Source organism: Methylobacterium sp. E-045, assembly GCF_022829685.1.
GTDB lineage: Bacteria > Pseudomonadota > Alphaproteobacteria > Rhizobiales > Beijerinckiaceae > Methylobacterium.
This window is the reverse complement of record NZ_JAKSYE010000125.1, coordinates 47,075-72,993: the sequence shown is the minus strand read 5'-3', so window position 1 is coordinate 72,993 and position 25,919 is coordinate 47,075. Positions and strand designations below refer to the sequence as shown.

The following is a 25,919-nucleotide window of genomic DNA, read 5'->3' as shown; positions in this document are numbered from 1 at the left end:
CCGGTCCGACGTTGCGAATCGGATCGCCCGGATAGCGGCCGGGAGCTCACCGGGAACGACCATGCCGCATTACCGCTCGATCCAGGCCCTTCGCTTCGTGGCGGCCCTCCTCGTGATGGCGTTCCATCTGGCCGATGGAACGTTCATCGTCGGGGCGGTGGGCATCGACATCTTCTTCGTCATATCGGGCTTCATCATGGGCACGATCGGCGTCGGGGAGACGCCGTCGACCTTCCTCGCCAAGCGGATCATCCGTGTCGTGCCGCTGTATTGGGCGGTGACGCTGTTCCTGGGCGCGGTGTCCGTCCTGGGCGTGTTCAGCCGGATCACCGTCGATCCGCCGAGCCTCGCGAAGTCCCTGCTGTTCGTTCCCTATTTCGAAGCGGGCGGCGGTCTCTGGCCCATCGTGCCGGTGGGCTGGACCCTGAACGTGGAGATGCTGTTCTACGCGATCTTCGCGGCGGGGCTCGTCCTCGGGGCGCCGATCCGCTTTGCCGCCGCCACCCTCGCGCTTCTCGCGCTGGCGGGCGCGGTCTTCCAGCCGGCGGACGCGATCCTCCTCCAATGGACGACGCCCCTGCTCCTGGAATTCGCCGCCGGGCTCGCGCTCGCCACTTGGGTGCGGCCCTCGGGCGCCGGCAGGGGCATGGCGATGCTCGGGATCGGCGTGATCGGGCTCGCAGGGCTCGCAAGCCTCGGAATCTACGACCAGCAGTACCGCCTGCTCACCTGGGGCCTCCCGGCCTGTCTCATCGTCTGCGGCGCGCTGGCCATCGAGCGGGCGGGGCGGTGGCCGTCCGGATTGCGGGTGCTGGAGATCGGCGGCGACGCGTCCTACTCGCTCTACCTGCTCCACGGCCTCGTCATCTCGCTCATGACGAAGATCCTCGGCACCACGCTCACCGCCAAGGCGGCCACGGCCATCATCGCGATCGCGCTGGCCCTGGCCTCGTACCGCCTGTTCGAGCGCCCGGTGGGGGCCTTTCTCACACGCTTCGTGAGGCCACGCCGCCTGGCGGTGGGGAACGGGAGCACGGCCGTGACGACGAAGCGATAATACGCCTTTTTGCCACAAAACCGGTTCAATCCGGCTCGTACAACCCGCCCGCCCGGGTGTAGTCAGGTTCGACGCACGGATCCCGAAGCTTCTTGGCGAGAAGCCCATCCCTGCGCCGGCACCTCATTGCCTGTGTCTCTTGGCCTGAGTCCCCTGGCCTGAGCTTCCTGGCCTGAGTCTCGTGGACCCCGTGGCCCCCGCTCGGCCAGGACGACACGACGACCGCATCGTCGGGCCGGGACAAGGTTGGCGAGAGGCGAGGCTCGAACAGGATGTCCATGTTCTTCCGCAAGCGCAAAGACCCGGATCAGGCGGCGATGGCGGCCCCGTCCGATGAACCGGCCATGCCGCACCGCGTATCCCCGCGCAGCCCCAGCGAGGCGATCAAGCCCACCGCCGCGCCGCCTCCGCCCCAGCGCCCCGTTCGCGAGCGTGGCGGATTGCTGAGCACGATCAGCGGCCTGCTCACCGCCGTCGTGGTCCTCGCCATCGCCGCGATGATCGGCGTGACGCTGTTCGACCGGCAGATCCGCGAGCCCGGCCCGCTCGCAGCCGACAAGGTCGTGGTCATCCCGCCCCGCAGCGGCACCTCCGAGATCGCCGACGCCCTCAGCCGCGAGGGCGTCATCAGCCACACCGCCCTGTTCGAATGGGCCTCCCGCTTCTCCGGCAAGGCGCTGAAGGCCGGCGAGTACACATTCAAGGCCCATGCCAGCATCGGCGACACGATCGAGACCCTGTCCACCGGCCGGCAGGTGCAGCACGCCATCACCTTCCCCGAGGGGCTGACCTCCGAACAGATCGTGGTGCGCCTCAACGACAACGACATCCTCACCGGCGACATCAACGAGATCCCGCCGGAAGGCTCGCTCCTGCCCGACACCTACAAGTTCGAGCGCGGCGCCACGCGCCAGCAGATCGTCAACCTGATGCGCGCCAAGCAGCGCGAGGTGCTGAACCAGATCTGGCTGCGCCGCTCGGCCGAGATCCCGGTGAAGACCCCGGCGGAGATGGTGACCCTGGCCTCCATCGTCGAGAAGGAGACCGGCCGGGCCGACGAGCGGCCGCGCGTGGCCGGCGTCTTCGTCAATCGCCTCAACAAGCGGATGAAGCTGCAATCGGACCCCACCATCGTCTACGGACTGGTGGGCGGGCGCGGCACCCTGGGTCGCGGCATCCAGCGCTCCGAGATCGACCGGGCGACCCCCTACAACACCTACGTCATCGAGGGCCTGCCGCCGGGCCCCATCGCCAATCCCGGCCGCGCGGCGCTCGAGGCCGTCGCCAACCCGTCGCGGACCAAGGACCTCTATTTCGTCGCCGACGGCACCGGCGGCCACGCCTTCGCCGACAGCCTGGAGGGCCATTCCCGCAACGTCGCCCGCTGGCGTCAGGTGGAGCGCGCCCGCAAGGAGACGCCCACCGACGCCGCCCCCGTGGACAAGGCCGAACCGCCGGCCGATCCCTCGGCCGTCCCGGGCCGGGCCTCGGCCTACGCGCCGGACGGCACCAACTTCGCCGGCAGCGCGCCGGACCCGTCGGCCCCGCGCCCGAAGGCCTTCGACGCCTCGGAAGGCACCAAGCTCGACCCGCTGCGGAACAAGACCTTCGACCTCAATTCGGCGAAAAGCGTCCCGGCGCTGAAGGCGCAATAGGGCACTGCCGTCACTTTCCTCCCCCTTGTGGGGAGGGATGTTCGCACGACCGACTAAAGTTAAGGCATCATGACCCTCTCCAGCATGACGGGCTTTTCCCGTGCCACAGGCACCACCGGCCCGGTCCAGTGGGCCTGGGAGGTCCGCAGCGTGAACGGGCGCGGGCTCGACGTGCGCCTGCGCGTGCCCAACGGCCTGGAGGCTTTGGGCGAGGTGGCCCGCACCGCCCTGCAGAAGACCCTGACGCGGGGCCAGTGCCAGCTCTCGCTCACCCTCACCCGGCCCGAGGCCAGGGCGCGGGTGCGGATCAACGAAACCCTTTTGGCCGAACTCGCCGCCGCCGCCGCCCGCGTTCCGCGCCCCGAAGGCCTCGCCCCGGCCTCCCTCGACGGCCTGCTCGGCATCCGCGGCGTCATCGAATCCGAAGACGAGCCGGCGGCAGAGTCCGATACCCTCGCCCACGATCTCGCCGAGGGCGTCGTCCGCCTCGTGGCCGACCTGGTGGAGGCGCGTCGGGCCGAGGGGCGCCAGCTGCGCGCCATCATCGAGGGCCAGCTCGTCGCCATGTCCCGCCTCACCCAGGCCGCCGAGGCCTGCCCCGGACGCCAGCCCGAGGCGGTGAAGGCGCGCTTGGCGGCCAGCATCGCCGCGCTGACCGAGGCCGGCGGGCTCGATCCCGACCGCCTGCACCAGGAGGCCGTCCTCATCGCCGCGAAAGCCGACGTTCGCGAGGAACTCGATCGCCTGAGCGCCCATCTCGACAGCGTCGGGGAGTTGCTGGGAACCGGCGGCGCCATCGGCCGCAAGCTCGATTTCCTGGCCCAGGAACTCGGACGCGAGGCGAATACCCTCTGCGCGAAGGCGGGAGACATCGCGTTGTCGCGGATCGGACTCGACTTGAAGGCCGTGGTGGAGCAATTCCGCGAGCAGGTTCAGAACGTCGAGTAGGTTTTTCTCACATGCAGGCCACGACGATCGGGCGGCGCGGGTTCATCCTCATCCTGTCCTCGCCCTCGGGGGCGGGAAAGACCACGCTCACGCGCGCGGTCGCCGGCGACCCGAAATGGGGGCTCGACCTCTCGATCTCGGTAACGACGCGGCAGCGCCGGCCGTCCGAGATCGACGGCAAGCACTACAATTTCATCGACCGCGAGGCGTTCGACGCCCTGCGCGGCGCCGACAACCTCCTCGAATGGGCGGAGGTCCACGGCAATTTCTACGGCACGCCCCGCCGTCCGGTGGAGAAAGTGCTCGGTGCGGGCCGCGACATGATCTTCGACATCGATTACCAGGGCACGCGCCAGGTGCGGGGAAAGCTCGCCGAGGACGTGGTGACGGTGTTCATTCTGCCGCCGAGCCTCGCCGAGTTGCGTCACCGCCTCGAGCGCCGCGCCGAGGATTCGCCCGAGACCATCGAGAAGCGCCTCGCCAATTCCCGCGTCGAGATCCAGCGCTGGAACGAATACGATTACGTCCTCGTCAACGACGATCTCAACGACGCCTTCACCAAGCTCGAAGGCATCCTCGTCGCCGAACGCCTGAAGCGGGTTCGCAACACCGGTCTTGCCGACTTCGTCGATGGGTTGCTGGCCGAGCCCGACAGGATCGCCTGAGGAGCGTAAGGCCATGACGCCGACAAATGGGCCAAACGGCGAGATCCGGTTCGACCAGACCTGTCCGATCCTGCGCATCTTCGACGAGGCGAAGGCGCGCGAATTCTATCTCGATTTCCTCGGCTTCACCCTCGATTGGGAGCACCGTTTCGGCGACGATTTCCCGCTCTATGCCCAGGTCTCGCGCGCCGGACTCATCCTGCATCTCAGCGGACATCACGGCGACGCGACACCGGGCTCGACGACCTTCGTCCGGATGGCCGGCATTCACGCCTTCCAGCAGGAACTGATCGCCAGGAACTACATCCATGCCAAGCCGGGGGTGGAGACCCTGCCCTGGGGCCTCGTCATGACGGTGACGGACCCGTTCGGAAACGCTCTGCGCTTCTGCGAGGCCAAGCTCGAGGCCTAAACAGGTTAGCAAAAGTGGTCACCGGTTTGGCGTCCCGAAACCCGCGACACCTCAAAAGCCGGAGCGAGATGAAGCGTTGGCCGGCCAATGCGAAGCTGCTTGGGGCGCAGGCGGCCTCTCGGCTCAATGACGGCGATCTCGACCTGTAGTGTCTGGGCGTCATCGGGAACGCGCCACGACATATAGCGTTTCGCTTATTGCGCTGGTTTCGTTTATTGCAGATATAACACGGGAACGATCCAAGGGAGCCGGATTACGATGACACTGCCCGCCTCCGCCCAGGGCCTTGGGAGCCGGCTTCCGTCGGACGGTGAGCGCAAGACCGCCAACACCCTGCGCCGCCTCCTGGCCACTCAATCGTCCGAGCAGACGAAACTGCGCGTGTTTGATGACGCTCGCAAGGAATCTGCTGAGATCACGCTCACTCCGGCCATCTCGAACCTCCTGATGGATCTCCTGCGCCATATCGGCCGGGGGGACGCGGTGACGCTCGTTCCGGTGACCCAGATGCTGACGACGCAGCAGGCCGCAGATATTCTTAACGTGTCGCGTCCCTATCTCGTCTCCCTTCTGGAGCGGGGCGAGATCGCCCACATCACAGTCGGGCGCCATCGCAGGATCAAGGCCGAAGACCTGTTCGCGTACAAGGATGTGCGGGACGGAACCCGGAGCCAGGCGCTCTCGGACCTCGCCGCCCTCGACGGCGAGTACCTGTAGGCGGTGTTCGCCAACCGCTTCACCGCGATCGTCGATGCCTGCGTGCTCGCGGGTGCCCTCAAGCGGAACCTGCTTCTGACCCTGGCGGAACGAGAGTTCTTTCGCCTGCGGTGGTCGATACCAATCCTCGATGAGACCGAACGCGCGATTTCGGACATCCTGGCGAGGAAGCATGTCGCCGATAGCGAGGAGCGGGCTCGCCGGGCTCGGCTATGCATGGAAACCGCTTTCGACGATGCGATGGTCTCCGACTTCGCGAACTTTCTCGGCACCTGCAAAGGGCTGCCCGACGCGGGGGATGCCCATGTCGTCGCGGCGGCCCTGAAGACCCAGGCGGCGACCATCGTCACGGACAACATCAGGCATTTTCCGGCCTCGGCGCTCGGTCCGTTGAATCTTGAAGTGCGAACGGCCGACGCCTTCATCGCCGACACCATCGCCCTCAATGAGGGCAAGGCGGTCGAGGCCTTACGGCAGCTTCGCCTGCGTCTGCGCCGACCGGAGAAGAACGCAGGGCAACTGCTTCTCGATATGGAGGCTGTCGGACTAACGTCGACTGTCGATGTTCTCTGCTCGCACGAGGCGTCCCTGTAGCGGTTACGCCCGAGTTGCTCGACGGGACCATTACACCGGCCGCTCTGCGACGACTTACCCCCGCGGGGGAGCCATCACCGTCGCCCGGCGGGCCTCCAGGGTCTGCCACAGGATCAGGGAGGGGAGGCCGAGCACCACGTCGGGCACGCGCTTGGCCAGCGACAGGGCGATGGCGGTGCCGGGATCGATGCCGAACAGGCCGCCCACGAGGACGAACCCGCCTTCCTGAACCCCGAGCCCGCTGGGCACCGGGAAGGCCGCCGTTTTGATGGCCTGGCTCAGGGCCTCGATGATGACGACTTCGGCGAGACCCACGCCCCCCACGCCCATGCAGGTCAGGGCGATCCAGATCTCCACGGCGCCGAGCATCCAGGCGAGGAGGTGCAGGACGACGCCCTGGAACAGCAGGGCCCAGCGCTTCGGCGCCCAGACGGTATCGAGGGCGCCATGGACGCCCGCATCGGCGGGCGACGGGCCGGAGACGGCCTGGTCCTGGTCGCGCAGGAAGCGCCGGCCGAGTTCGGCGATGCGGCCCTCGACGCCCCGCATGAGCGGGCTGCGCTGAAACAGGAAGAAGGCGGTGAGCACGATGGCGGTGACGCCCAGCGCCCGCAGCGCCCAGGCGGCGAGGGACGCGGCGGATTCGCCCTCCATCTGCATCAGCAGGGCGACACCGACGAGGACGAACACGGCCTGCGTGCCGACCTGGATCAGCATGTCCACGAGGATCGAGGCCGCGGCGAGCGCGCCCGGCACCCCCCAGAAGGTGAGGAGCCGCCCGCCGACGACGTCACCGCCGACAGAGGCCACCGGAAGAAGCACGTTGATCCCGTCGCGCACGAAACGGAGGATGAGGAAGGCACCCGCCTCGGCGGTGGCCGAGAGCCGGTTCAGCACCCGCTCCCAGGCGAAGCCGCAGAGGGACAGGACGACGACGCGCGTCAGCACGATGCCGGACAACCCGACGATTCCGATCCGTCCGAAGGCATCGGCCACCGAGCCGAGATCGTGGGTGGCCACGAGCCAGATCGCGAGGCCGAGGCCCAGCACCGTGCCCAGGACGGGCAAATAGCGCAGGACATGCCTCGCGCGTCCCGACCGGGCGGGAGGAGATGCCGCGCTGCGGCGGGTCACAGGCCCGGACTTCCGAAATGGACGAGCGCCAACGGGGACGATCCTCTCTCAGCAGGGTTCCCAGACGTGACACCGGTTCCGCGATGACAATCTGCGACACATCGAGGAGCCAGGCAGGGTGCTCCGCCTGTCACGCACAATCGAGCTTGGACGGATCCTATCGCGGCATTGGGGCTGAAATCGGAGACTGCTTCACTCGGACCGGCGGGCAGGCGGATAGACCGTATCCAGCGCCTGCTCGGCATTGCCCTCGGGGTCGATCAGGACGATGCGGCTGCGCGACAGGCTGAAGGAGGTCGCCACCGCCACGAACCGCTTCGGGCAGGGGCCCAGACAGCCCGTGGACACCACGCGGGTCACCCCGCCGAGACCGCGCCTCTTGACCTCCCGCTTGAGCCTCCCCCGAATTTCGTCCTTCTTCAGGCCGACACGCTTGGTGCATTTCGCGCAGACCAGGACGATGTCGGAATAGCCGGACTTCGCCGTCCGAACGGTCGTGTCCTTCTCGTGCTTTGCCAAATCCGGGTGCCCGTTCCGTGTCCGGCGCGCCGGGGACCGGGACGCCATCCGGGCCACACCTAGTCAAAGGGGGGAGGGGCGGCAACGGGGCGTGATGCCTCTCTGGGGCGTGACGCCCCTTGCGGCCCAGCCCGCATTCGACAAAGTCGCGATAAGCCCGCCGCCGCGCAGTCGCGCGGGCGGGCCTCGACGAGGTGAACGCATCGAGCCCCGGTCCTAGCCGTAGGCCGCCACGGCCCTGACGCTGCCGGGCTCGGCGACGCTGATACCGGCATCGACATATTCGTTCAGCTTGTTGCGCAGGGTGCGGATCGAGATGCCGAGGATCTTGGCCGCATGGGTGCGGTTGCCGAGGCAATGGTCGAGGGTGTCGAGGATCAGCTCGCATTCCACCTGCGCCACCGTCCGCCCCACGAGGCCGCGGGTCGCGGCTTCGGCCACCTGGGCGGCGCGCTCCACCGGCCCGGCGGACCGGGCGAAGGATTCGCCCTCCGGCGTGGAGATCGCGTCGGCGTCGATCTCCGCTCCCGTCGCCAGCAGGACCGCCCTGTGGAGGGTGTTCTCCAGTTCGCGCACGTTCCCGCGCCACGGATTCTCGCGGATGATCGCCTGCGCCTCGCGGCTGAGAGACCGGACCGGCACGCCGTTCACCTCGGCGTATTTCTTGGCGAAGTGCGTGGCGAGTTCGAGGATGTCGGCGGGACGCTCGCGCAGCGGCGGCAGGCGCAGGTGCACCACGTTGAGGCGGTAGAACAGGTCCTCGCGGAAAGTGCCCTTGCGGACCTCGTCGATAAGGTTGCGGTTGGAGGTGGCGAGCACCCGGATATCGACCTTCACGGGGCCGGTGCCGCCGACCCGATCGATCACCCGCTCCTGCAGGGCGCGCAGCAGCTTCGACTGCAGCCGGACATCCATCTCGGAGATTTCGTCGAGGAGCAGCGTGCCGCCATTGGCCTCCTCGAACCGGCCGATCCGGCGGGCGACGGCGCCGGTGAAGGCGCCCTTCTCGTGGCCGAACAGCTCGGATTCGAGGAGCGCCTCGGGGATCGCGGCGCAATTGACCGAGACGAAGGGCCGGCTGGAGCGGGTCGACTTCACGTGGACGTGGCGGGCCAGCACCTCCTTGCCGGTGCCGCTCTCGCCGGTGATGAGCACGGAGGCCTCCGACCGCGCCACCTGCTCGGCGAGCTTGACCACCTTCTCCATGGAGGCGTCGCGCCAGACGAAGGCGCGCCCGTCCTCGGAGACCGCCTGCAGCACGGCGGCGATCAGCTCGGGATCGGGCGGCAAGGGGATGTATTCGCGAGCCCCGGCCTGGATCGCGGCCACCGCCGCCTTGGCATCGGTGGCGACACCGCAGGCGACCACCGGGGTGCGGATGCGCTCGTCGGCGAGCGCCGTCACGAGGTCGCGGATCGGCAACGACACGTCGATCATGACGAGGTCGGCGCCCTTGGCGCGCAGGACGGCGAGGCCTTGCGCCACCCCGTCCGCATGGGTCACGGCCGCGCCGCGGTTCATGGCGATCTTGGAGGCGGTGACGAGCTCGCCGCTCAAGCGTCCGATGATGAGGAGCCGCATGGTCTAGTATCCTGTGCCGGTGGAGCCTCGCGCAGCAGCGCGGCGGGCGGGATCAGTGGTCGCTCTTGATGATCTCGGTCATCGTCACGCCGAGGCGCTCCTCGACGAGGACGACCTCGCCACGGGCGACCAGGCGGTTGTTGACGAAGATGTCGATGGCCTCGCCGACCTTGCGGTCGAGCTCCAGGACGGCGCCCGCCTGCAGCCGCAGCAGGTCGCCGATGGGCATGCGCGACGAACCGAGCACGGCCGAGACCACCACGGGAACGTCGAAGACCTGTTCGAGGTCGGCGGCGCTCTTCGGGGTCGTGGGCGCCTCGCGGATCGATTCGGAGCCGAGCCTATCGAAGGACGACTCGATGCCGTTGAGCTGCGGAAGGCTGAAGTTGTCGGACATCACGGGCTTTCGCTGTCGCAGGTGTTAAGAGGTCGAGCGTCGACGGATCAGGATTCGAGAGGGTGGCCGATGGCTTCGAGCACGGCGGCCTCGATACGGGCGCGGTCGCGCACGACGCCGCCATCGGCCCAGTCCATCCGGGCGTCTCCGGGGGCGAGGTCGGGCTCGCCGAGGACGATGAGGCGCCCCTCGAAGCCGCGCTCGCGGGCGAGGCTCTTCACCAGCGCCTCGGCCTCGTCCACCAGCCGGTCGTTCACGCGCACCACCAGATGCGGCACGCCGCGCAGGTGCTGCAGGGCCGCGCGGGCCGCGTCGCCGATGGCCGCGAGCGGCTGGGTGTCGAGGGCATCGCCGGCGATGCGCCGCGCCAGGGAGACGGCGAAGGCCAGGGCCTCCTCCTCACGCGCCGCATCCCGCGCGTCGGCCTGACCGATGAGACCGGCCGCGGCGAGGCCGACGCGGGTGAGGGCATCGGCCATGCGGGCCTGGGCCTGAGCCTCGGCCTGGGCACGGCCTTCCTGGACACCGCGGGCATGGGCCTGCGCCACGGCCTCGGCGAGGGCCGCCGCCTCCTTCGGCGAGGCGGTCGCGCCCTCGCGCGGCCGGAAATCGGTGTCGAAGAGGAACCGGCGGGCGTTCAATAGACCAGCTCCTCTTCGCCGCTGGACTTGGAGATCATGATCTCGCCCTTCTCGGCCAGTTCCTTGGCGAGTTCGGTCATCTTGGCCTGGGCCTCATCGACGTCCTTGAGGCGGATCGGGCCGAGGGAGCCCATCTCGTCGGTGATGTTCTTGGCCGCGCGGGTGGACATGTTCTTGAGGAAGAAGTTGCGCACGCGCTCGTCGGCGCCCTTGAGGGCGCGGCACAGGGTGTCGTTGTCGACCTTGCGCAGGAGGGTCTGGACACTGCCCGCATCGAGCTTCAGCAGATCCTCGAAGGTGAACATGAGCTGGCGGATCTTCTTGGCCGAGCCGCGATTGGCCTGGTCCAGGGCCGCGAGGAAGCGGCCCTCGGTCTGGCGGTCGAAGGCGTTGAACACGTCCGCCATCAGTTCGTGGGCATCGCGGCGGGTGGTCTGTGCGATGGTGGAGACGAACTCGACGCGCAGGGTCTCCTCGATGTGGCGCAGGGCCTCCTTCTGCACCGTCTCCATCCGCAGCATGCGGTTGAGGACGTCGATGGCGAAGTCCTCGGGCAGGATCGTCAGGACCTTGGCCGCGTAGTCGGGGCGCACCTTCGACAGCACCACGGAGACCGTCTGCGGATACTCGTTGCGCAGGAACGAGGCGAGGATCTCCGGATCGATCTGCGTCAGGCTCGCCCAGACCCGCTTGCCCGAGGCGCCCTTGATCTCCGCCATGATCGACGAGACCTGCTCGGAGGGAAAGATCTTGAGGAGCAGCGACTCCGTCCGCTCGTAGTTGGAGGTGATGCCGCCGCCCGAGGAGAGCCGCGAGACGAAGTCCACGATCAGCCTCTCGACGGTCTCCGCCTCCAGCGATCCGAGCTGGACCATGGCGTGAGAGACCATCTTGACCTCTTCCTCGTCGAGCATCTGCCAGATCGGCGCGCCCTCCGTCTCGCCGAGGAGCAGGAGAAGCGCAGCCGCGCGCTGGGCACCGGTCATGGCGCTCAAGCCCGCCTTGCCGAGCTCCTGATCCGGGATGACGGTCAAACCCGAGGCCATGCCTCACTCCTCTTCGCCGTTGCCACTGCCGCTGCCGTTTCGAATGCCGTCTCCGGGCCGCTCAACTGTCGTGGATCCAGTTGCGCAGGACCTCCACCGTCTCGCTCGGGCTGCCGCGGACCATGTCCACCACCCTCTGGACGGTCTCGGCCTGCACCTTGCCGTTCAACTGCGCGAAGTCGACGAGGCGGGCGGTGGGGTTGTCGCGGGCCTGTAGCATCTGATCGGCGCCCGGCTCGCCGCCGGCCATTGCCGGCCCCGCGACCAGGACGGCCTGGGTCGGTTCGGCGGTGAGGACGCGGCGCACCAGGGGACGGACCACGGCGAGGAGAACGATCACCGTCAGGAGAAGAAGCACGGTCAGTTCGACCATGCGCATGACGTCCTCCTTCGACGGAGCCAGCAGCGACTGGATCAGCGACGGCTCGGTGAACTCGACGGGCGCGGGAGTCTCGGCGAAACGCAGGTTGACCACCTCGACCTGATCGCCACGATCCTTGTCGAAGCCGATGGCGGTGCGGACGAGAGTGGCGATACGCTCGATGTCGTTGGCCGGGCGGGGCTGATAGACGGGGCGTCCATCGGCGCCCGGCACGTAGGCGCCGTCGACGAGAACCGCCACCGACAGGCGCTTCAGACGTCCGCCCTCCTCGATCACCGTCTTGGTGACGCGGGAGATCTCGTAATTCGTGGTCTCCTCGTCCTTCTTCGAGGAATCTTTCGAACTCGGATTCGGGTTCGTCTGGTTGGCGCCGGGCAGTTCGTTTCCGACGGTCACGGCGCCCTCGCTGCCCCCCGTCAGCGCGCTTTCGCTGCGGGTCTGCGTGGAGCGGACGACCTTGCTCTCCGGATCGAAGGTCTCAGAGCGGCTCTCGATCCGGTTCCGGTCGAGTTCCGCGGTGACCTGGACCCGCGAGCGGCCCGTGCCGACGATGCCGGCCACGATCTCTTCGATCTGGGACCGCAGGCGGCGCTCGAGACCGACCTGCTTCTCCTCCATGCCGGCACCGGTCTCGGCCTCCGCGCCGCGAGCCCCGTCCGCCAGCAGGCGACCGCGCTCGTCGACGATGGAGATCCGTTCCGGTTTCAGACCCTCCACCGCGGAGGCGGCGAGATGGCGGATGGCGCGGACCTGGGACGGGTCCATGTCGCCGACCAGCTTGAGCACGATGGCCGCGCTCGGCAATTCACGGTCGCGCTCGAACAGGCGGCGTTCCGGAATGACGAGGTGGACGCGCGCGGCCTGGACCCGGCCGATGGCCCGGATGGAGCGCGCGAGTTCGCCCTCCAGGGCGCGCAGGTGATTGACGTTCTGGACGAAGTTGGTGGACGAGAACGCATCGCCCTTGTCGAAGATCTCGTAGCCGACGCCCGTGGCGCTGGGCAGGCCCTTGCCGGCGAGGTCCATCCGCAGGCGGGGCAGGTCGGCGCGGGGCGCCATGATGGTCTGGCCGGCATCGCCGCGCGTCTCGTACTTGATGCCGCGCGCATCGAGGTCACGGATGACGGCGCCCGAATCCTGCATCGACAGGTCGGAGAACAGCACGCCCATATCGGGCTTCGAGACGCGCAGGATCACGAAGGCGAAGAAGCCGATCAACGTCAGCGTCACGGCCGCCATGGCCGCGAGCCGCGCCGGTCCCAACTTCGTCACCAGTTCGAGAACCGACTTCACGACGCCACGTACCCACCCGAACCCGAGCGACGGAAGAGCCGCGCCCGCTCGGCAAAATTTGCCCAGGTCGTGGTTAGCGTTCGGTTAACGATTTCCTTAACGGGCGAAAAAAGGGTCGGCCCGTGCCGGTCCGGCGCGAGTCAGCCGCGGAAAAGAAAGAACCGCGCCCCGGGGAGGGCGCGGTTCTTTATTCAGAGTGACCGTCGGTCGAAGGGGGCGTTTCGACACCCGACCAGGGTGCCGATTCGTCGCGATCTCAGTGGCGGTAATGCTGGATCCGGGTGGTCCGCAATCCGGCCAGGCCGTGCTGGTCGATGGAGAACTGCCAGCTCAGGAATTCTTCGGTGGTAAGGGTATAACGCTGGCAGGCTTCCTCGAGGCTGAGGAGACCGCCGCGGACGGCGGCGACGACCTCGGCCTTGCGGCGGATGACCCATCGTCTGGTCGTGGTCGGCGGAAGATCCGCGATCGTCAGCGGGCTTCCATCTGGCCCGATGACGTACTTGACTCTCGGGCGGCTTGGTTCGGTCATGATACGCTCTACAACTCGACTGACCTGTCGAGGTTGGAAGCTACTTGCGCCCGCTTAAGATATGTTGAAGCGGATCGATTGCATCTGATTCGTTTTTGCCAGGATCATGTGGACAACCCGGTTCCGATGTTCTGCACGCTCGATATCGGCAGCCGCGACGTGCCGATCAGCAGCACCGGCTCGCTGCCGCTGAGATCGACGCCGTCGACTTTTCCGGCGACCTGCGTGTCGACGCTAACCTGTGCACCAGTGGCGTCGAAGGCATCGATCTTGATCGAATAGCTGCCGTTGGCGGAGGTGAAGCCGGAGGTGGACCGACCGTCCCAGGCGAAGGTCTGCGCCCCGGCATTCAGGGCTTTCGTCTGGGTCGCGACCACGTTGCCCTTGGCATCGCTGATCGTCATCGTCGCCTGTTTGGCCGCGCGCGCCGGCGTCAGGGTCCAGACCGCCGAACCGTCCTTCAAGTCGGCGACGCGCCCGTCCGCCGTCACGCTCTGGCCGATGAAGCCGGTGGCGGCGGCCGCGCTCGAGGCCTTCGCGTTGTTGAGGATCGAATCCAGCCGGTCGTTCGACTTCAGCTGCTGCTCGACGCCGGCATATTGCACGAGCTGCTGCGTGAACTGGTTGGTGTCCAGCGGGTCCATCGGGTTCTGGTTCTTGAGCTGCGTCGTGAGCAGGGTCAGGAACTGCTGGAAGTTGCCGGCGATCTCCTGGGACGCGCCGGTGGCGGTCTTGGTGCTCGAGATGGAGGAGCTGCTCGAAGCTCCGGTGATGCCCGATGTCATGGCGGTCTCCTCAGATTCGGATGTCGATGCCGCCGAGGCCGCGCAGCATCTGCAGCGGCACGGCGTCGTTCGAAAGGCGCGGGTCTTTCAGGTCGGAACCGGGCGCGCCGGGACGGCCCTCCCGGCCGCCCCCGGCATCCCGCTCGGCGCCGCTGCCCCCATTGGAGCCGGTGTCACTGCGCAGGGACAGGTTGATGGCGGCGTCGCCCGCATCGAAGCCGGCCTGTGACAGGGCCTGCTGCAGGTTGCCGACATCGCGCTGGAGCAGCGCCAGGGTCTCCGGCCTGTCGACCGTGAGATGCGCGGTGACGGTGCCGCTGTCCTTGTCGATGTCGAGATTCACGTCGATCCGCCCGAGATCCTTCGGATCGAGGCTGATCTCGAACCGGTTCGACCCGGCCAGCGACCGGAGCCCGATGGTCATCGGCACCGCGCCAAGGGGCACCGGTGCCGCCTGTGTCTGGGGGAGGGCACCCGCGGGTTCCGGTGCGGGCGCGTGAGTATGAGCTGCGGGCAAGGGGCTGAAGGGCGCCGCGGGGGCGGACGCGAGATCGTCGGAGGTGACCGTCGATCCGGACGCGAGTTCGTCGAAAGCCTCGGCCGATACGGTCTCGCGCTGGGACGCAGCCGGCCGATCGGCGCCGGATACCGAGACGGAGACGGAGCGACCGGCGGCGGCTTGCAAGGGGCCTGTGCCGGGTGGAACGATGGCGCTCGCGTTCGGAGACGGTGCGGCACCGGCCTGAACCGCCATCGCGGGAGCGTTGGCCGGGGGCACAGGCGTCAGAAGTCCGGGCGGGGCGAGAGCGGCGGTCGGGTTCGCACCCGTCCCGTCCGCCGGAACCGCACCGTCGTCGCTCCGCTCCTCGATCGCCGTGACCGGGTCGGCTTCGACGGCCGACGTCGCGATCCCCTGAGCCGAAGCGGTTGCCGCATTCTGCTCCGCCGTGGGCGAAGTCGCGCCGCTCCGAGGCATCGTGCCGGGAGCCTGTATCGTTTGCTGCAACGTCGGCCGATGCGACAGCGCGACCTGCGACCCGCCGCCCTCCGCCGATGAGGAGAGAGCCGAAGCGTGACCCTGCACCGGCGGACCCGAAAGAGGGGCGGTGTCCACCGGGCTCCCCGAGGAACCGCGATCTCCTTCCTGTCCGGATGAGACCTGCGGTGCCTGAGCGCCATCGGATACCGGCATGGCGGCGCCCAAGGCCGGCTGCTGGGGCGACCACGGCAAACCTCCGAGACCGGCCTCGCCGGGCGGCGTCGCCTGATCCTCGTCCCTTCCGGCTCGCAGCGGTCGTGTCTCGGCCAGGTCTCCGATCTGTCCTGAAACCGGATGCTGTTCCCGCAGCGCCGCTTCGGCTGCGACCACACCTCCGGCATCGCCCTTCGACGGCGGGATCGTCTTGCCCGGCCGGAGAGCTTTGGAGACCGGCGAGGACGGTTCCGCGATGGGCGAAGCCGACGACGTCGCGGCGTCGGTCTTGGCCGCCTCACCCTCGCGGATGGCCGCCTTCGGCTCCATGGCCTTGCGTGAGGCCGGAGCCGGCTTCGGCTCGCCTGCGGGGAGGCGGAATCGTTCGCGGCCCGCCGCATCGGTGGCAGGAAGCGGGGCGGAACGCGGGGCGCCCGCGAACCGCGAGGCCTGGTCTCCGTTGATCGACGTGGTGGCCATTCGGCGTAGTCTCCTCGCCCACCACCGCGCAAACTCCGAGCCACAAGGCGCGCCCGGCAAACCATTGGTCCGACGGCCGAATTTTTTCGTCGCCCGTGAATCGCGCCGCGGCGACCCGGCGAAATCGTCCCTGTCCGGGCAGGATTTGCCGGGTGCGGCCCTCCGGCATGCGAGACCTGCCCCCGGCCTGCCTGGAAGTTCCACCTCAGGATCGCTATAGACTCCGCATGTGCGGGCGCTGCGGCCTGCCGGCGAACCCGTGACGTGATGAACTCCCTCGACCTTCCCAAGGCCCCGCACGAGACGCGTGTCGTCGTCGCCATGTCCGGCGGGGTGGATTCCTCCGTGGTGGCCGGACTGCTCAAGCAGCAGGGCTACGACATCGTCGGGATCACGCTGCAGCTCTACGACCATGGGGCGGCGGTCCACCGCAAGGGCGCCTGCTGCGCCGGCCAGGACATCCACGATGCGCGCCGCGTCGCCGAGACCCTCGGCATCCCGCATTACGTCCTCGATTACGAGGACCGCTTCCGGGAATCGGTGATCGACCGTTTCGCCGAGAGCTATCTGGCCGGAGAGACGCCGATTCCCTGCGTCGAGTGCAACCGCTCGATCAAGTTCCGGGATCTCCTCGCCACCGCCCGCGACCTCGATGCCGACGTGCTGGCCACCGGCCACTACGTGGCGAGCCGGCCCGTGGAGACCGGCGGCCGCGGTCTCTACCGCGCCCTCGATCCGGCCCGTGACCAGAGCTACTTCCTCTACGCCACCACGTCCGAGCAGCTCGACTTCCTGCGCTTTCCCTTAGGCGAACTGCCCAAGGACGAGACCCGCCGCCTCGCCCGCGAGCTCGGCCTCGCCATCGCCGAGAAGGCCGACAGCCAGGACATCTGCTTCGTGCCGCAGGGCCGCTACGCGGATGTCATCGCCAAGCTGCGGCCGGATGCGGCGCGGGCCGGCGACATCGTCGGCCTCGACGGCCGCGTGCTCGGCCAGCACGAGGGCATCATCCATTACACGGTCGGGCAGCGGAAGGGTCTTCGCCTCGCCGTCGGCGAGCCGCTCTACGTGATCCGGCTGGAGCCGGCCACCGCCCGCGTGGTGGTCGGCCCGCGTTCCGCCCTGGCCACCAGCCGCATCCGCCTCGACGACCTGAACTGGCTCGGAATTTTACCGCCCGGAGGGGTCGTCGACATGCCGGTGGCCGTGCGTGTCCGCTCGACCCGCGAACCGCGCCCGGCGCATCTGACGGTCGATCCGGGTGGAGCAACCGCCGAGGTCGTGCTGGCCACGCCGGAGGACGGCGTCTCCCCGGGCCAGGCCTGCGTCATCTACGCCGATGACGGCCCGCGCGCGCGCGTGCTCGGCGGCGGCACCATTCGCCGCATCGACGCGTTGGCAGCGGGAGCGGCGCAGGCGGCCTGAAAACCAGGCCTCCCGTGACACGCCCCGGTTCCGCCGCCCGAGACGCCACCCCTTCCCATCCGCAGGACTGAGAGACGAAATGCTGAGCGAGCCGCAGGCCGGTCCGAGCACGGCCCTGATGCGCAAGGCCTATGCCCGTTGGGCGCCGGTCTACGATGTCGTCTACGACAAGCTCACCGAGCCCGCCGCGCGCGACGCGGTGATGGCCGCCACCGCATGCGGGCCGCGCATCCTGGAGGCCGGGGTCGGCACCGGGCTGTCCCTCGGCTATTATCCGGCGGGCAGCTTCGTCTGTGGCGTCGACCTGTCCGAGGACATGCTGAAGCGCGCCCGCGCCAAGGTGCTGCGCCGACGCCTCACCCATGTCCGCGGCCTCCAGGTGATGGATGTGTGCCGCCTCGGCTATGCCGATGCGAGCTTCGACGCGGTGGTCGCGCAGTTCCTCATCACCCTGGTGCCCGACCCGGAGGCCGCGCTGTCGGAATTCCTCCGCGTGGTGCGGCCGGGCGGGGAGATCGTGCTCGCCAACCATTTCGGCCAGACCAAGGGCGCGGTCGCCAAGGTGGAGGAGATCGTGGCACCGCTCTGCACCAAGATCGGCTGGTCCTCGGCCTTCAAGTCGACGCGCATCGAGGCCTGGGCGCGGCGCAACGGCGTCGAGTTCATCGGCGTCTCGCCGACCTTCCCCGGCGGTTTCTTCAAGATCCTGCGGATGCGCAAGCCCGGCTGAACCCGGCGCGGCACAGCGGCACCAGGGAGTCGGAGCCATGGCACGCCCGTCGAACGGCTCCCTGCGCCGCGCCCTGCGGTGGCTGCCCGTCCTCGCCCTGGTGGCCATCTCCCTCGGCGTGCTGGTCTCCGGCGCCTCGCACCTTCTCAGTCTCGACCGCCTGCTGTCCTATCGCGCATGGCTGATGGAGGCGGTGGCCGAGGATCGCCTGTGCGCCATCGGCATCGCCTGCCTGGTCTATATCGGCTGCGTAATCGTTTCCGTACCGGCCTCCCTGGTCCTGACGATCCTGTCCGGTTTCCTGTTCGGGGCCACCACCGGGGCGGGGGTCGCCCTCGTCTCGGCGACGACGGGGGCGGCCATCGTCTTCTCCATCGGCCGTGGACCGGTGTCGGAGTTGCTGCTGAACCGCGCCGGGCCACGCCTCGGCCGCCTCGCAGCGGGGTTTCGCCACGATGCCTTCGGCTACATCCTCGTCCTGCGGCTCCTGCCGATCTTTCCGTTCTGGATGACGAACCTCGCCCCGGCGGCCTTCGGCGTTCCCCTTCGCACCTTCGTGCTCGCCACCTTTCTCGGCCTCGCCCCCGGCGCCTTCGCCTATGCGGCGGCCGGATCGGCGATCGAGGATGTCGTCGCGGCCAACGAGGCGGCCAAGGCGGCGTGCCTGGCAAGCGGCGCTGACGCCTGCGACGAGGCCCTGTCCCTGCGGTCGCTGGTCACCGTCAAGACCCTCGCCGGCCTCGGCGGCCTCGCCGCCTTCGCGTTGCTCTCCATCGGGCTGAAACGCCGGTTCGCCCGCAAGCGAGGCGGCACGGCGCAGAGCCCCGCGGCCGGGCACTCGACGACGCGGCGGCCGGAGCGTAACCGGGATTTAGGTTCATCGCATTAAGACGTAGGGTTGGACGCCGAGAGATCGGAATGACCGCCGCGGGAGGCACTGCGCCGGAGAAACCGGGATGAACGAAGAAGCCCGGGATGAGGGATGATCGGGGACCCGTGATGGACGCGACGCCACGCGCCGGCATGGAACTGCCTGTTCCCGTCGAGGCGGAGAATCGGGCGGGATTCGGCCGTCATCTCGGCCTGTCGGGCCGGCTGTTCCTCGTGACCATCGCCTTCGTCGCCCTGGTCGAGATCCTGATCTACGTGCCGACCGTGGCGAACTACCGGCGCATGTGGCTGTCCGACCGTATCGCCGCCGCCCAGATCGCCGCCCTCGTCCTCGACGCTTCGCCCGATCAGCACGTTTCGGAGGATCTCGCGCGGCATCTCCTGAAAGGGGTCGGCGCCAGCGCCATCGCGGTGCGCGGCGACGGGAGGCGTCGCCTCCTCGCCGTGGATGCGATGCCCTCGGAGGTCGCCGGTCTCGTCGACCTGCGCTCCCATGACTGGATCGCCTCCATCGGGGGAGCATGGCGCACCGTCTTCTCCGAGAGCAACGGCCCGATCCGGGTCATCGGCCATGGCCGGGACGGGTTCGACCTCGTGGAGATCCTCCTCGACGAGGCCCCCCTGCGCGAGGCGCTGATCGACTTCGCCGATCGGCTGCTGCTCTCGTCGCTGGCGATCGCCGCGGCGGTTGCCGGCCTCGTCTTCCTGATGCTGCAGCGGATCATCGTGCGCCCGGTCCGGCGCCTCGCCCGCAACATCACGGAGTTCGCCGACGATCCCCAGGGGAGCGACCGCATCATCACGCCGTCGCGCCGGACCGACGAGATCGGTCACGCGGAGGTGGCCCTGGCCCGCATGGAGACGGCGCTGGCCGGCGAGCTACGGCAGAAACGGCGCCTCGCGGAGCTCGGCCTGTCGGTGAGCAAGATCAACCACGAACTGCGCAACCTCCTGACCACGGCCCAGCTCCTCGGCGACCGGCTGGAATCCGTGTCCGACCCGGCGGTCCAGCGCATCGCCCCCCGCCTCCTCGCCACCCTCGGCCGGGCGATCCGCTTCTGCGAGGAGACGCTGGCCTATGGGCGGGCGACGGAGGCCGTGGCGCAACGGCGGAAGGTCAGGCTCGCGCCGATCCTGGCCGAGCAAGCCGACCTGTCCCGGCTCGACGGCGCGTCCCGGGTGACGATTCGCGTGGTCTGCGGGCAGGATATGGAGGTGGAGGTCGATCCCGACCAGTTCTCGCGGGCGCTCACCAACATCGTGCGCAACGCCGTTCAGGCCACCGGCTCGAGCAAGGCCCGGTCGCACGACCCGGTGATCGTGATCGAGGCCACGCGCCACGGCCGGCCGGGGGCGGGCGGGGTGACGATCCTCATCGCGGATAACGGGCCCGGGCTTCCCGAACGGGCGAGGGCGAACCTGTTCTCGCCGTTCGAGGGCTCGATGCGCGCGGGAGGGACGGGGCTCGGGCTTCCGATCGCCGCCGAACTGATCCAGCTCCAGGGCGGCAGCCTCACCCTCGACCCGACGGGGGAAGGGGAGGGCGCCCGCTTCCGGATCGTGATCCCGGATCGTGCGCCGTCCTCGCCCTGAGCCTATTCGGCGGCCGCGAGGGTCAGGCCCGGCACGGTGATGCCGATGTCGCGAAGCAACTCCGCATCGGCATCGGTCTCGTTGTTGGCCGTGGTGAGGAGGCGCTCGCCGTAGAAGATCGAGTTCGCGCCAGCCAGGAAGCACATGATCTGCGCTTCGCGGGTGAGCCCCTTGCGGCCGGCGCTGAGACGCACGCGCGCCCTCGGCATGACGATGCGGGCGGTGGCGCACATCCGGACGAGATCGAGGGGGTCCACGGCAGGCCGGTTTTCGAGGGGGGTGCCCTCGACGGCCACGAGCGCGTTGATCGGCACGCTCTCGGGATGGGGGGCGTGGTTGGCGAGCACCTGGAGCATCGCCGCGCGGTCCTTGACCCCCTCGCCCATGCCGACGATGCCGCCGCAGCACACGCCGATTCCGGCATCGCGCACGTTCTGGAGGGTGTTCAGGCGATCCTCGTAGGTCCGCGTCGAGATGATGTCGCCGTAGAAATCGGGGCCGGTATCGAGGTTGTGGTTGTAGGAGGTCAATCCGGCCTCGGCGAGGCGGCCCGCCTGGGACGGGGTGAGCATGCCGAGGGTGACGCAAGCCTCCATCCCGAGACCGCGGACACCGCGCACCATGGAGAGGACGGCGTCGAATTCCGGCCCGTCCTTGGGCTGGCGCCAGGCGGCGCCCATGCAGAAACGATGGGCACCGGCGGCCTTCGCGGCGGCGGCCTCCTGCAGCACCTTGTCGACGGCCATCAGGCGCTCGCGTGGCAGGCCGGTGCCCTTGTGATGCGCCGATTGCGGGCAGTAGGCGCAATCCTCGGGACAGGCCCCGGTCTTGATCGACAGCAGGGCGGCGCGCTGGATGTCGGCCGGGTCGTTATGCGCGCGGTGAACCTGGGCCGCCCTGAACACGAGGTCGAGGAGCGGCAGGTCGTGGATCGTCTGGATCTCCGCCACGGTCCAATCGTGCCGGATCGCGGGGATCTCGGTGGCGGGGAAGGGGGCGAGGGGGGCCACGGTCTCGGTCATGGCCCCCATGAGGCGAATCTTGGCCGGAAAATCAAGCCGGGGCCATCGCATGCCCCGATGCATTTCCCGTCAGACCCGCCGGGATCGGCGCCTCACGCCGTCTTGCCGCGCAACCCCGACAGGCCCGACCAGAGGGGCGCGATCAGGTAACTCGTGATCGGAATCAGGGCGGCGCCGACCACGAGACCAACGATGCCGGAGCCGATGGCGGTGACGATCCATTCGACGATCGCCCCGACCGGCGGAACCAGCTTAGCGCTGGCGGCCGCGGCTTCGTGGATCGTGTGGGCGATCTGGGGAAGGCCGTATCCTTCGAGGCCGTGGACGAGGATGCCGCCGCCGACCCAGATCATCGCGGCGGTGCCGACCACCGCCAGGAGTTGCAGGAAAACCGGCATACCCTTGACCAGGGCACGGCCGAAACCGCGGATCGCGCTGCCGAATACCGACGCGGAGGTGTTCTTCGCCATCGCGACCCCGGCATCGTCCGCCTTCACGATCAGCGCGACGCCACCATAGACGAAGACCGTGATGCCGATCGCGACGACCGCGAGCACGATGGCCTTGGTCCAGATGCCGCCTTCCGGAAGGGAGGCCAGGGAGATCGCCATGATCTCGGCGGACAGGATGAAATCCGTCTTGATCGCGCTGGAGACCTTGCGCGCTTCCAGGGCCTGGCCGTCCCCGGCATCGGCATCGAGCTTGGCCTCGTGCGCATGGGCCTCGTGCGGGAACAGCGCCTCGTAGACCTTCTCGGTGCCCTCGTAGCAGAGATACGCCCCGCCGAGCATAAGCAGTGGGGTGATCGCCCACGGAGCGAAGGCCTGCAGCAGCAGGGCCGCCGGCAGCAGGAACAGCATCTTGTTGCGCAGCGAACCGACGGCGATCTTCGCCACGATAGGCAATTCGCGCTCGGCTGCGAAACCCACGACGTAGCGCGGCGTCACGGCGGCATCGTCGATGACGACCCCGGCGGCCTTCGCACCGGCCTTGGCGGCTTGCCCGGCGACGTCGTCGAGGGAGGCCGCCGCCACCTTGGCCAGTCCCGCGATATCGTCGAGGAGGGCGATCAGTCCGATGCTCAAGGTTCGGTCCTTCCAACTGCCATGGGTCGGCCTGTGTGACGCAGATGTCCTGCCAAGCTGTGTCTAGCAGAGGAGACGAGCGAGGGGGGATTTCGATCCCCCTTCGCGCGTCATTGGGTTGGTTCGCCGGCCGCGACCCTCGCCGTCCAGTCGTCGAAGGCCAGGATTTCCTGCCGCTGCTCGCCGAGCCCGGTGATGCCGAGGGTCACCACGTCCCCGTTCTGGAGGAAGCGGGGGGGCTTCCGCGCCATCCCGACACCGGGGGGCGTGCCCGTGGTGATGACGTCACCGGGCTCCAGCATCATGAAATGCGAGAGATAGGCGACGATCTGCGCGACGCCGAAGATCATCGTCGATGTCGAGCCCGACTGCATCCGCTCGCCGTTCACGTCGAGCCACAGGTCGAGGGCGGACGGGTCGGGGATCTCGTCCAGGGTCACGAGCCACGGCCCGAGGGGACCGAAGGTCGGGCAGCCCTTGCCCTTGGTCCATGTTCCACCGCGCTCCATTTGAAATTCGCGCTCGGAGACGTCGTTGCAGAGGCACAGGCCCGCCACATAGGACAGGGCCTCGTTGGCATGGACGTAGGAGGCGCGTGCGCCGATGACGATGGCGAGTTCCACCTCCCAATCCGTCTTGGCCGAGCCCTTCGGCAGGATGACGCGGTCGTTGGGTCCTGAGATGCAGGACGGCGCCTTGTTGAAGACGATGGGCTCGGACGGGATGTCCGCACCGATCTCCGCCGCGTGATCGGAATAGTTCAGCCCGATCGCGATGAAGTTGCGGGTGCCGCCGACGCAGGGGCCGAGCCGCGTCTCGGCGGGCAGGAGCGGCAGCGTCTCGGGATCGATGGAACGCAGGCGCTCCAATGACGTCGTGGCGAGGGCCGCGCCGGAAATATCGCGCAGGATGCCCGACAGATCGCGCAACCCGCCCTCGGCATCGATCAAGCCGGGCTTCTCGTCGCCCACATCTCCGTGACGCACCAGTTTCATCGGTTCTCGCTCCGTTTCGATCCGTTGTCCGCCGAAGACATCGGTCTCTCCGCCGCCCCTGGCAAGGTGTCGAGGCCGGACAGGGGGATGTTGCATAATTCAGACATCGCTCGGAAAATCCGTGAGGCTACGCATTTTTCTGCCGGTTGCCGGATACGTAGATCGGACAGTTTAGATATGAACCATTCGTCGTGATGCCTTTCGGTGACACGGGCCGACAATGTAATCGGATGCATAGCCAAAGCAAATCTCAGCTTTCCGAAACGGGCAATACTTTGTATCGTATCGATTGCAAAGACCGGGCAAGAACGGCACTCTTCTGATCAAGATGCGGGCCGGGGATCACGCCGCGGTAAATCCGAGCATCGCAATCAAGGGTCGGGAGCAGGACATGGCTATGAGGATTCGCAATACGGCTCTGGCGGGGATCTCCGCCGCTGTCCTGACCCTGACGGCGGGTGACGCCTTCGCCGGCGCGTTCGGCATCCGCGAACAGAGCACTCTCGCGCAGGGTGAGGCTTTCGCGGGCGCCGCGTCCGGCTCCGGCGGCGTCTCGTCGATGTTCTGGAACCCGGCCACGATCACCATGAACCCCGGCTGGGTCAGCGAGCAGAATCTCACCTTCATCAACTTGTCGTCGAAGATCACCCCGACCGACGGCACTTCCCCGTTATTCGCGCGCCTCGGCGACAGCGGCGACATCGGCCAGGGCGCCGTGATCCCGGCCGGCGCCACCTCCTACCAACTCACCGACCGGCTCTGGATCGGCATCCAGACGGGCGCTCCGTTCGGCCTCGTCACCAAACCCCGCGACGACTGGGCCGGTGAGATCTATGGACGGTCGAGCCGCATCTTCTCGCTCTCGTTCAACCCGACCATCGGCTTCAAGGTCAACGAGTGGCTCTCGATCGCCGCCGGGCCGAACATCGAGTATTTCCGCCTGACCCTCCGCCAGGCCTTCCCGCTCTCGGTCGTCCCTCTCATCGCCCCCAATGCGTCACTCAAGGGCGAATCCTGGGGCGTCGGCTTCACGGCGGGCGTGCTCATCACCCCCTGGGCCGGCACGGCTTTGGGCGTCGGTTACCGCTCGTCCGTGCATCACGACATCGAAGGCGCCTTCGGATTGCCGGGGCCGGCGGCCTTCATGAGCCAGCAGGTCACCGCCAATCTCAACACGCCGGAGAAGCTGAGCGTCGGCCTGACCCAGGCCGTCAGCCCGGTGGCCCGGGTGAATCTCGGTTTCGAATGGGATAATTGGTCGAGGCTCGGCAATATCGGCATCGTCGGCCGCACCACCGGCGGCATCGCGACCACGCTGCCCCTGAACTACAAGGACGGCTACACCTATTCCGTCGGCGGCGAGTACGACTGGTCGCCCGCCCTCACCGTGCGGGCCGGCCTCGCCTACGAGGAGTCGCCGATCGACTTCTCGAACCGCTCGGTTCGGCTGCCCGACAGCGACCGCTTCAACGTTTCGCTCGGCGGCAGTTATCGCTGGAGCGAGAAGCTGACCTTGAACATCGCCTATTCCCACCTCTTCCTCGTGGGCGATTCGAAGCTCCTGGCCGGGCCGGGGCGGGACTACAACGTCCGAAACATCCCCTTCGCGGCCGATACGAGCGGCAGCGCGGACATCGTCTCGGTGGGCTTCCGCTACGTCTTCGGAACGCCATCGGCGCCGGTCGCTCCCGCGCCGCTGGTGCGGAAGTTCTGAGCCGTTGGCGGACCGCCCGTTCCGGGTGGGGTCAGGCGCTTCACGAAGAAGATGCGGTCGTGTCCCGGTGGATAGTCCCGGATGCGGCCGCATTCCTCGAAACCGAGACCCCGGTAGAATTCCGGCGCCTGGAACGTCCAGGTATCGAGCCAGATGCCGGAGAGGCCACGCTTCCCGGCTTCCGCTTCGGCCATGGCCATGACTTGCCGCCCGAGACCGTTGCCGCGCGCGCTACCAAGGGCCAGCAATTCGACGAACAGAAAACCGTAGCCGGTGCGGCCCCATAGGCCTCCAACGATCTCATCCCCGGAATTTCGCACGGTGATGGCTAGAAGCCCCCAATCACCCGGCCCGGCGGCCCCGTCATTGTGAGCGACCAGGGGCGCGAGGATCCCCTCTCGGATGACGCCATCGGGATTCGGCTCCATCCGCAG

26 protein-coding genes are annotated in these 25,919 nt (G+C 68.2%); 12 read left to right on the top strand and 14 right to left on the bottom strand.

The features are described 5' to 3' along the window. The first annotated feature begins 61 nt into the window (after window positions 1–61). The 7 genes from MKK51_RS23620 (at window position 62) to MKK51_RS23590 (ending at window position 6,048) form a co-directional block, all read left to right on the top strand. Complete coding sequence (locus MKK51_RS23620) at window positions 62–1,057, top strand: acyltransferase family protein (RefSeq protein WP_243981576.1); 996 nt, start codon at window positions 62–64, stop codon at window positions 1,055–1,057. 278 nt (window positions 1,058–1,335) lie between these two features. Beyond that, complete coding sequence (gene mltG / locus MKK51_RS23615) at window positions 1,336–2,712, top strand: endolytic transglycosylase MltG (protein WP_243982237.1); 1,377 nt, start codon at window positions 1,336–1,338, stop codon at window positions 2,710–2,712. Window positions 2,713–2,781: 69 nt separating this feature from the next. Beyond that, on the top strand, window positions 2,782–3,660 hold the full coding sequence (locus MKK51_RS23610) for a YicC/YloC family endoribonuclease (RefSeq protein ID WP_243981575.1): 879 nt from the start codon (window positions 2,782–2,784) through the stop codon (window positions 3,658–3,660). Window positions 3,661–3,671: 11 nt separating this feature from the next. Further along, the gene (gmk, locus tag MKK51_RS23605) at window positions 3,672–4,325 is read left to right on the top strand and encodes a guanylate kinase (RefSeq protein WP_243981574.1); all 654 of its coding nucleotides are present in this window, start codon (window positions 3,672–3,674) and stop codon (window positions 4,323–4,325) included. A gap of 13 nt (window positions 4,326–4,338) precedes the next feature. Beyond that, the gene (locus tag MKK51_RS23600; protein ID WP_243981572.1) at window positions 4,339–4,737 is read left to right on the top strand and encodes a glyoxalase superfamily protein; all 399 of its coding nucleotides are present in this window, start codon (window positions 4,339–4,341) and stop codon (window positions 4,735–4,737) included. Window positions 4,738–4,995: 258 nt separating this feature from the next. Continuing rightward, window positions 4,996–5,454, top strand: coding sequence for a helix-turn-helix domain-containing protein (locus MKK51_RS23595; RefSeq protein WP_243981570.1), 459 nt, complete (start codon window positions 4,996–4,998; stop codon window positions 5,452–5,454). Between the two features lie 3 nt (window positions 5,455–5,457). Continuing rightward, complete coding sequence (locus tag MKK51_RS23590; RefSeq protein ID WP_243981568.1) at window positions 5,458–6,048, top strand: PIN domain-containing protein; 591 nt, start codon at window positions 5,458–5,460, stop codon at window positions 6,046–6,048. Between the two features lie 54 nt (window positions 6,049–6,102). Here the strand turns inward: MKK51_RS23590 and MKK51_RS23585 are convergent, their stop codons facing one another. From MKK51_RS23585 to MKK51_RS23540, 10 genes are all read right to left on the bottom strand, one after another. Then, complete coding sequence (locus MKK51_RS23585; protein WP_243981566.1) at window positions 6,103–7,182, bottom strand: lysylphosphatidylglycerol synthase domain-containing protein; 1,080 nt, start codon at window positions 7,180–7,182, stop codon at window positions 6,103–6,105. Window positions 7,183–7,374: 192 nt separating this feature from the next. Beyond that, on the bottom strand, window positions 7,375–7,701 hold the full coding sequence (locus MKK51_RS23580) for a (2Fe-2S) ferredoxin domain-containing protein (RefSeq protein WP_243981565.1): 327 nt from the start codon (window positions 7,699–7,701) through the stop codon (window positions 7,375–7,377). 216 nt (window positions 7,702–7,917) lie between these two features. Then, window positions 7,918–9,282: a sigma-54-dependent transcriptional regulator gene (locus tag MKK51_RS23575; protein WP_243981556.1), complete on the bottom strand. Its 1,365-nt coding sequence runs from the start codon at window positions 9,280–9,282 to the stop codon at window positions 7,918–7,920. A 52-nt stretch (window positions 9,283–9,334) separates the two neighbouring features. Beyond that, window positions 9,335–9,679, bottom strand: a complete 345-nt coding sequence (gene fliN / locus MKK51_RS23570) for a flagellar motor switch protein FliN (RefSeq protein ID WP_243981555.1) — start codon at window positions 9,677–9,679, stop codon at window positions 9,335–9,337. Between the two features lie 47 nt (window positions 9,680–9,726). Beyond that, window positions 9,727–10,320 (bottom strand): FliH/SctL family protein, encoded by a 594-nt coding sequence (locus tag MKK51_RS23565; RefSeq protein WP_243981553.1) that lies wholly within the window; start codon window positions 10,318–10,320, stop codon window positions 9,727–9,729. Continuing rightward, window positions 10,317–11,366 (bottom strand): flagellar motor switch protein FliG, encoded by a 1,050-nt coding sequence (gene fliG / locus MKK51_RS23560; protein ID WP_243981552.1) that lies wholly within the window; start codon window positions 11,364–11,366, stop codon window positions 10,317–10,319. The genes MKK51_RS23565 and fliG overlap by 4 nt, the downstream gene beginning before the upstream one ends. A gap of 61 nt (window positions 11,367–11,427) precedes the next feature. Then, on the bottom strand, window positions 11,428–13,041 hold the full coding sequence (gene fliF, locus MKK51_RS23555; RefSeq protein ID WP_243981550.1) for a flagellar basal-body MS-ring/collar protein FliF: 1,614 nt from the start codon (window positions 13,039–13,041) through the stop codon (window positions 11,428–11,430). 256 nt (window positions 13,042–13,297) lie between these two features. Further along, window positions 13,298–13,573, bottom strand: coding sequence for a DUF1153 domain-containing protein (locus MKK51_RS23550; RefSeq protein ID WP_018044452.1), 276 nt, complete (start codon window positions 13,571–13,573; stop codon window positions 13,298–13,300). A gap of 104 nt (window positions 13,574–13,677) precedes the next feature. Beyond that, entirely contained in the window at window positions 13,678–14,358 is a 681-nt protein-coding gene (locus MKK51_RS23545; protein WP_243981548.1) for a flagellar hook assembly protein FlgD, read from the bottom strand. 10 nt (window positions 14,359–14,368) lie between these two features. Next, window positions 14,369–16,030, bottom strand: a complete 1,662-nt coding sequence (locus MKK51_RS23540) for a flagellar hook-length control protein FliK (RefSeq protein ID WP_243981547.1) — start codon at window positions 16,028–16,030, stop codon at window positions 14,369–14,371. A gap of 267 nt (window positions 16,031–16,297) precedes the next feature. Here MKK51_RS23540 and mnmA point away from each other — a divergent pair, with 267 nt between their 5' ends. The 4 genes from mnmA (at window position 16,298) to MKK51_RS23520 (ending at window position 20,669) form a co-directional block, all read left to right on the top strand. Then, the gene (mnmA, locus tag MKK51_RS23535; RefSeq protein WP_243981545.1) at window positions 16,298–17,455 is read left to right on the top strand and encodes a tRNA 2-thiouridine(34) synthase MnmA; all 1,158 of its coding nucleotides are present in this window, start codon (window positions 16,298–16,300) and stop codon (window positions 17,453–17,455) included. 79 nt (window positions 17,456–17,534) lie between these two features. Further along, window positions 17,535–18,185 (top strand): class I SAM-dependent methyltransferase, encoded by a 651-nt coding sequence (locus MKK51_RS23530; protein WP_018044448.1) that lies wholly within the window; start codon window positions 17,535–17,537, stop codon window positions 18,183–18,185. 37 nt (window positions 18,186–18,222) lie between these two features. Continuing rightward, entirely contained in the window at window positions 18,223–19,074 is an 852-nt protein-coding gene (locus MKK51_RS23525) for a TVP38/TMEM64 family protein (protein WP_243981543.1), read from the top strand. A gap of 134 nt (window positions 19,075–19,208) precedes the next feature. Continuing rightward, on the top strand, window positions 19,209–20,669 hold the full coding sequence (locus MKK51_RS23520) for a sensor histidine kinase (protein WP_243982235.1): 1,461 nt from the start codon (window positions 19,209–19,211) through the stop codon (window positions 20,667–20,669). Between the two features lie 2 nt (window positions 20,670–20,671). On the opposite strand, the gene bioB is transcribed toward MKK51_RS23520, so the two are convergent. From bioB to MKK51_RS23505, 3 genes are all read right to left on the bottom strand, one after another. Next, entirely contained in the window at window positions 20,672–21,691 is a 1,020-nt protein-coding gene (gene bioB, locus MKK51_RS23515; protein WP_243982233.1) for a biotin synthase BioB, read from the bottom strand. A gap of 92 nt (window positions 21,692–21,783) precedes the next feature. Beyond that, window positions 21,784–22,776, bottom strand: coding sequence for a DUF808 domain-containing protein (locus tag MKK51_RS23510; protein WP_243981541.1), 993 nt, complete (start codon window positions 22,774–22,776; stop codon window positions 21,784–21,786). Window positions 22,777–22,886: 110 nt separating this feature from the next. Next, window positions 22,887–23,771: a fumarylacetoacetate hydrolase family protein gene (locus MKK51_RS23505; RefSeq protein WP_243981539.1), complete on the bottom strand. Its 885-nt coding sequence runs from the start codon at window positions 23,769–23,771 to the stop codon at window positions 22,887–22,889. A 391-nt stretch (window positions 23,772–24,162) separates the two neighbouring features. Between MKK51_RS23505 and MKK51_RS23500 the strand changes: the two genes are divergently transcribed. Continuing rightward, window positions 24,163–25,485, top strand: a complete 1,323-nt coding sequence (locus MKK51_RS23500; protein ID WP_243981537.1) for an OmpP1/FadL family transporter — start codon at window positions 24,163–24,165, stop codon at window positions 25,483–25,485. Here the strand turns inward: MKK51_RS23500 and MKK51_RS23495 are convergent. Then, window positions 25,425–25,913 (bottom strand): GNAT family N-acetyltransferase, encoded by a 489-nt coding sequence (locus MKK51_RS23495; RefSeq protein ID WP_243981535.1) that lies wholly within the window; start codon window positions 25,911–25,913, stop codon window positions 25,425–25,427. The genes MKK51_RS23500 and MKK51_RS23495 overlap by 61 nt on opposite strands. Window positions 25,914–25,919 lie beyond the last annotated feature (6 nt).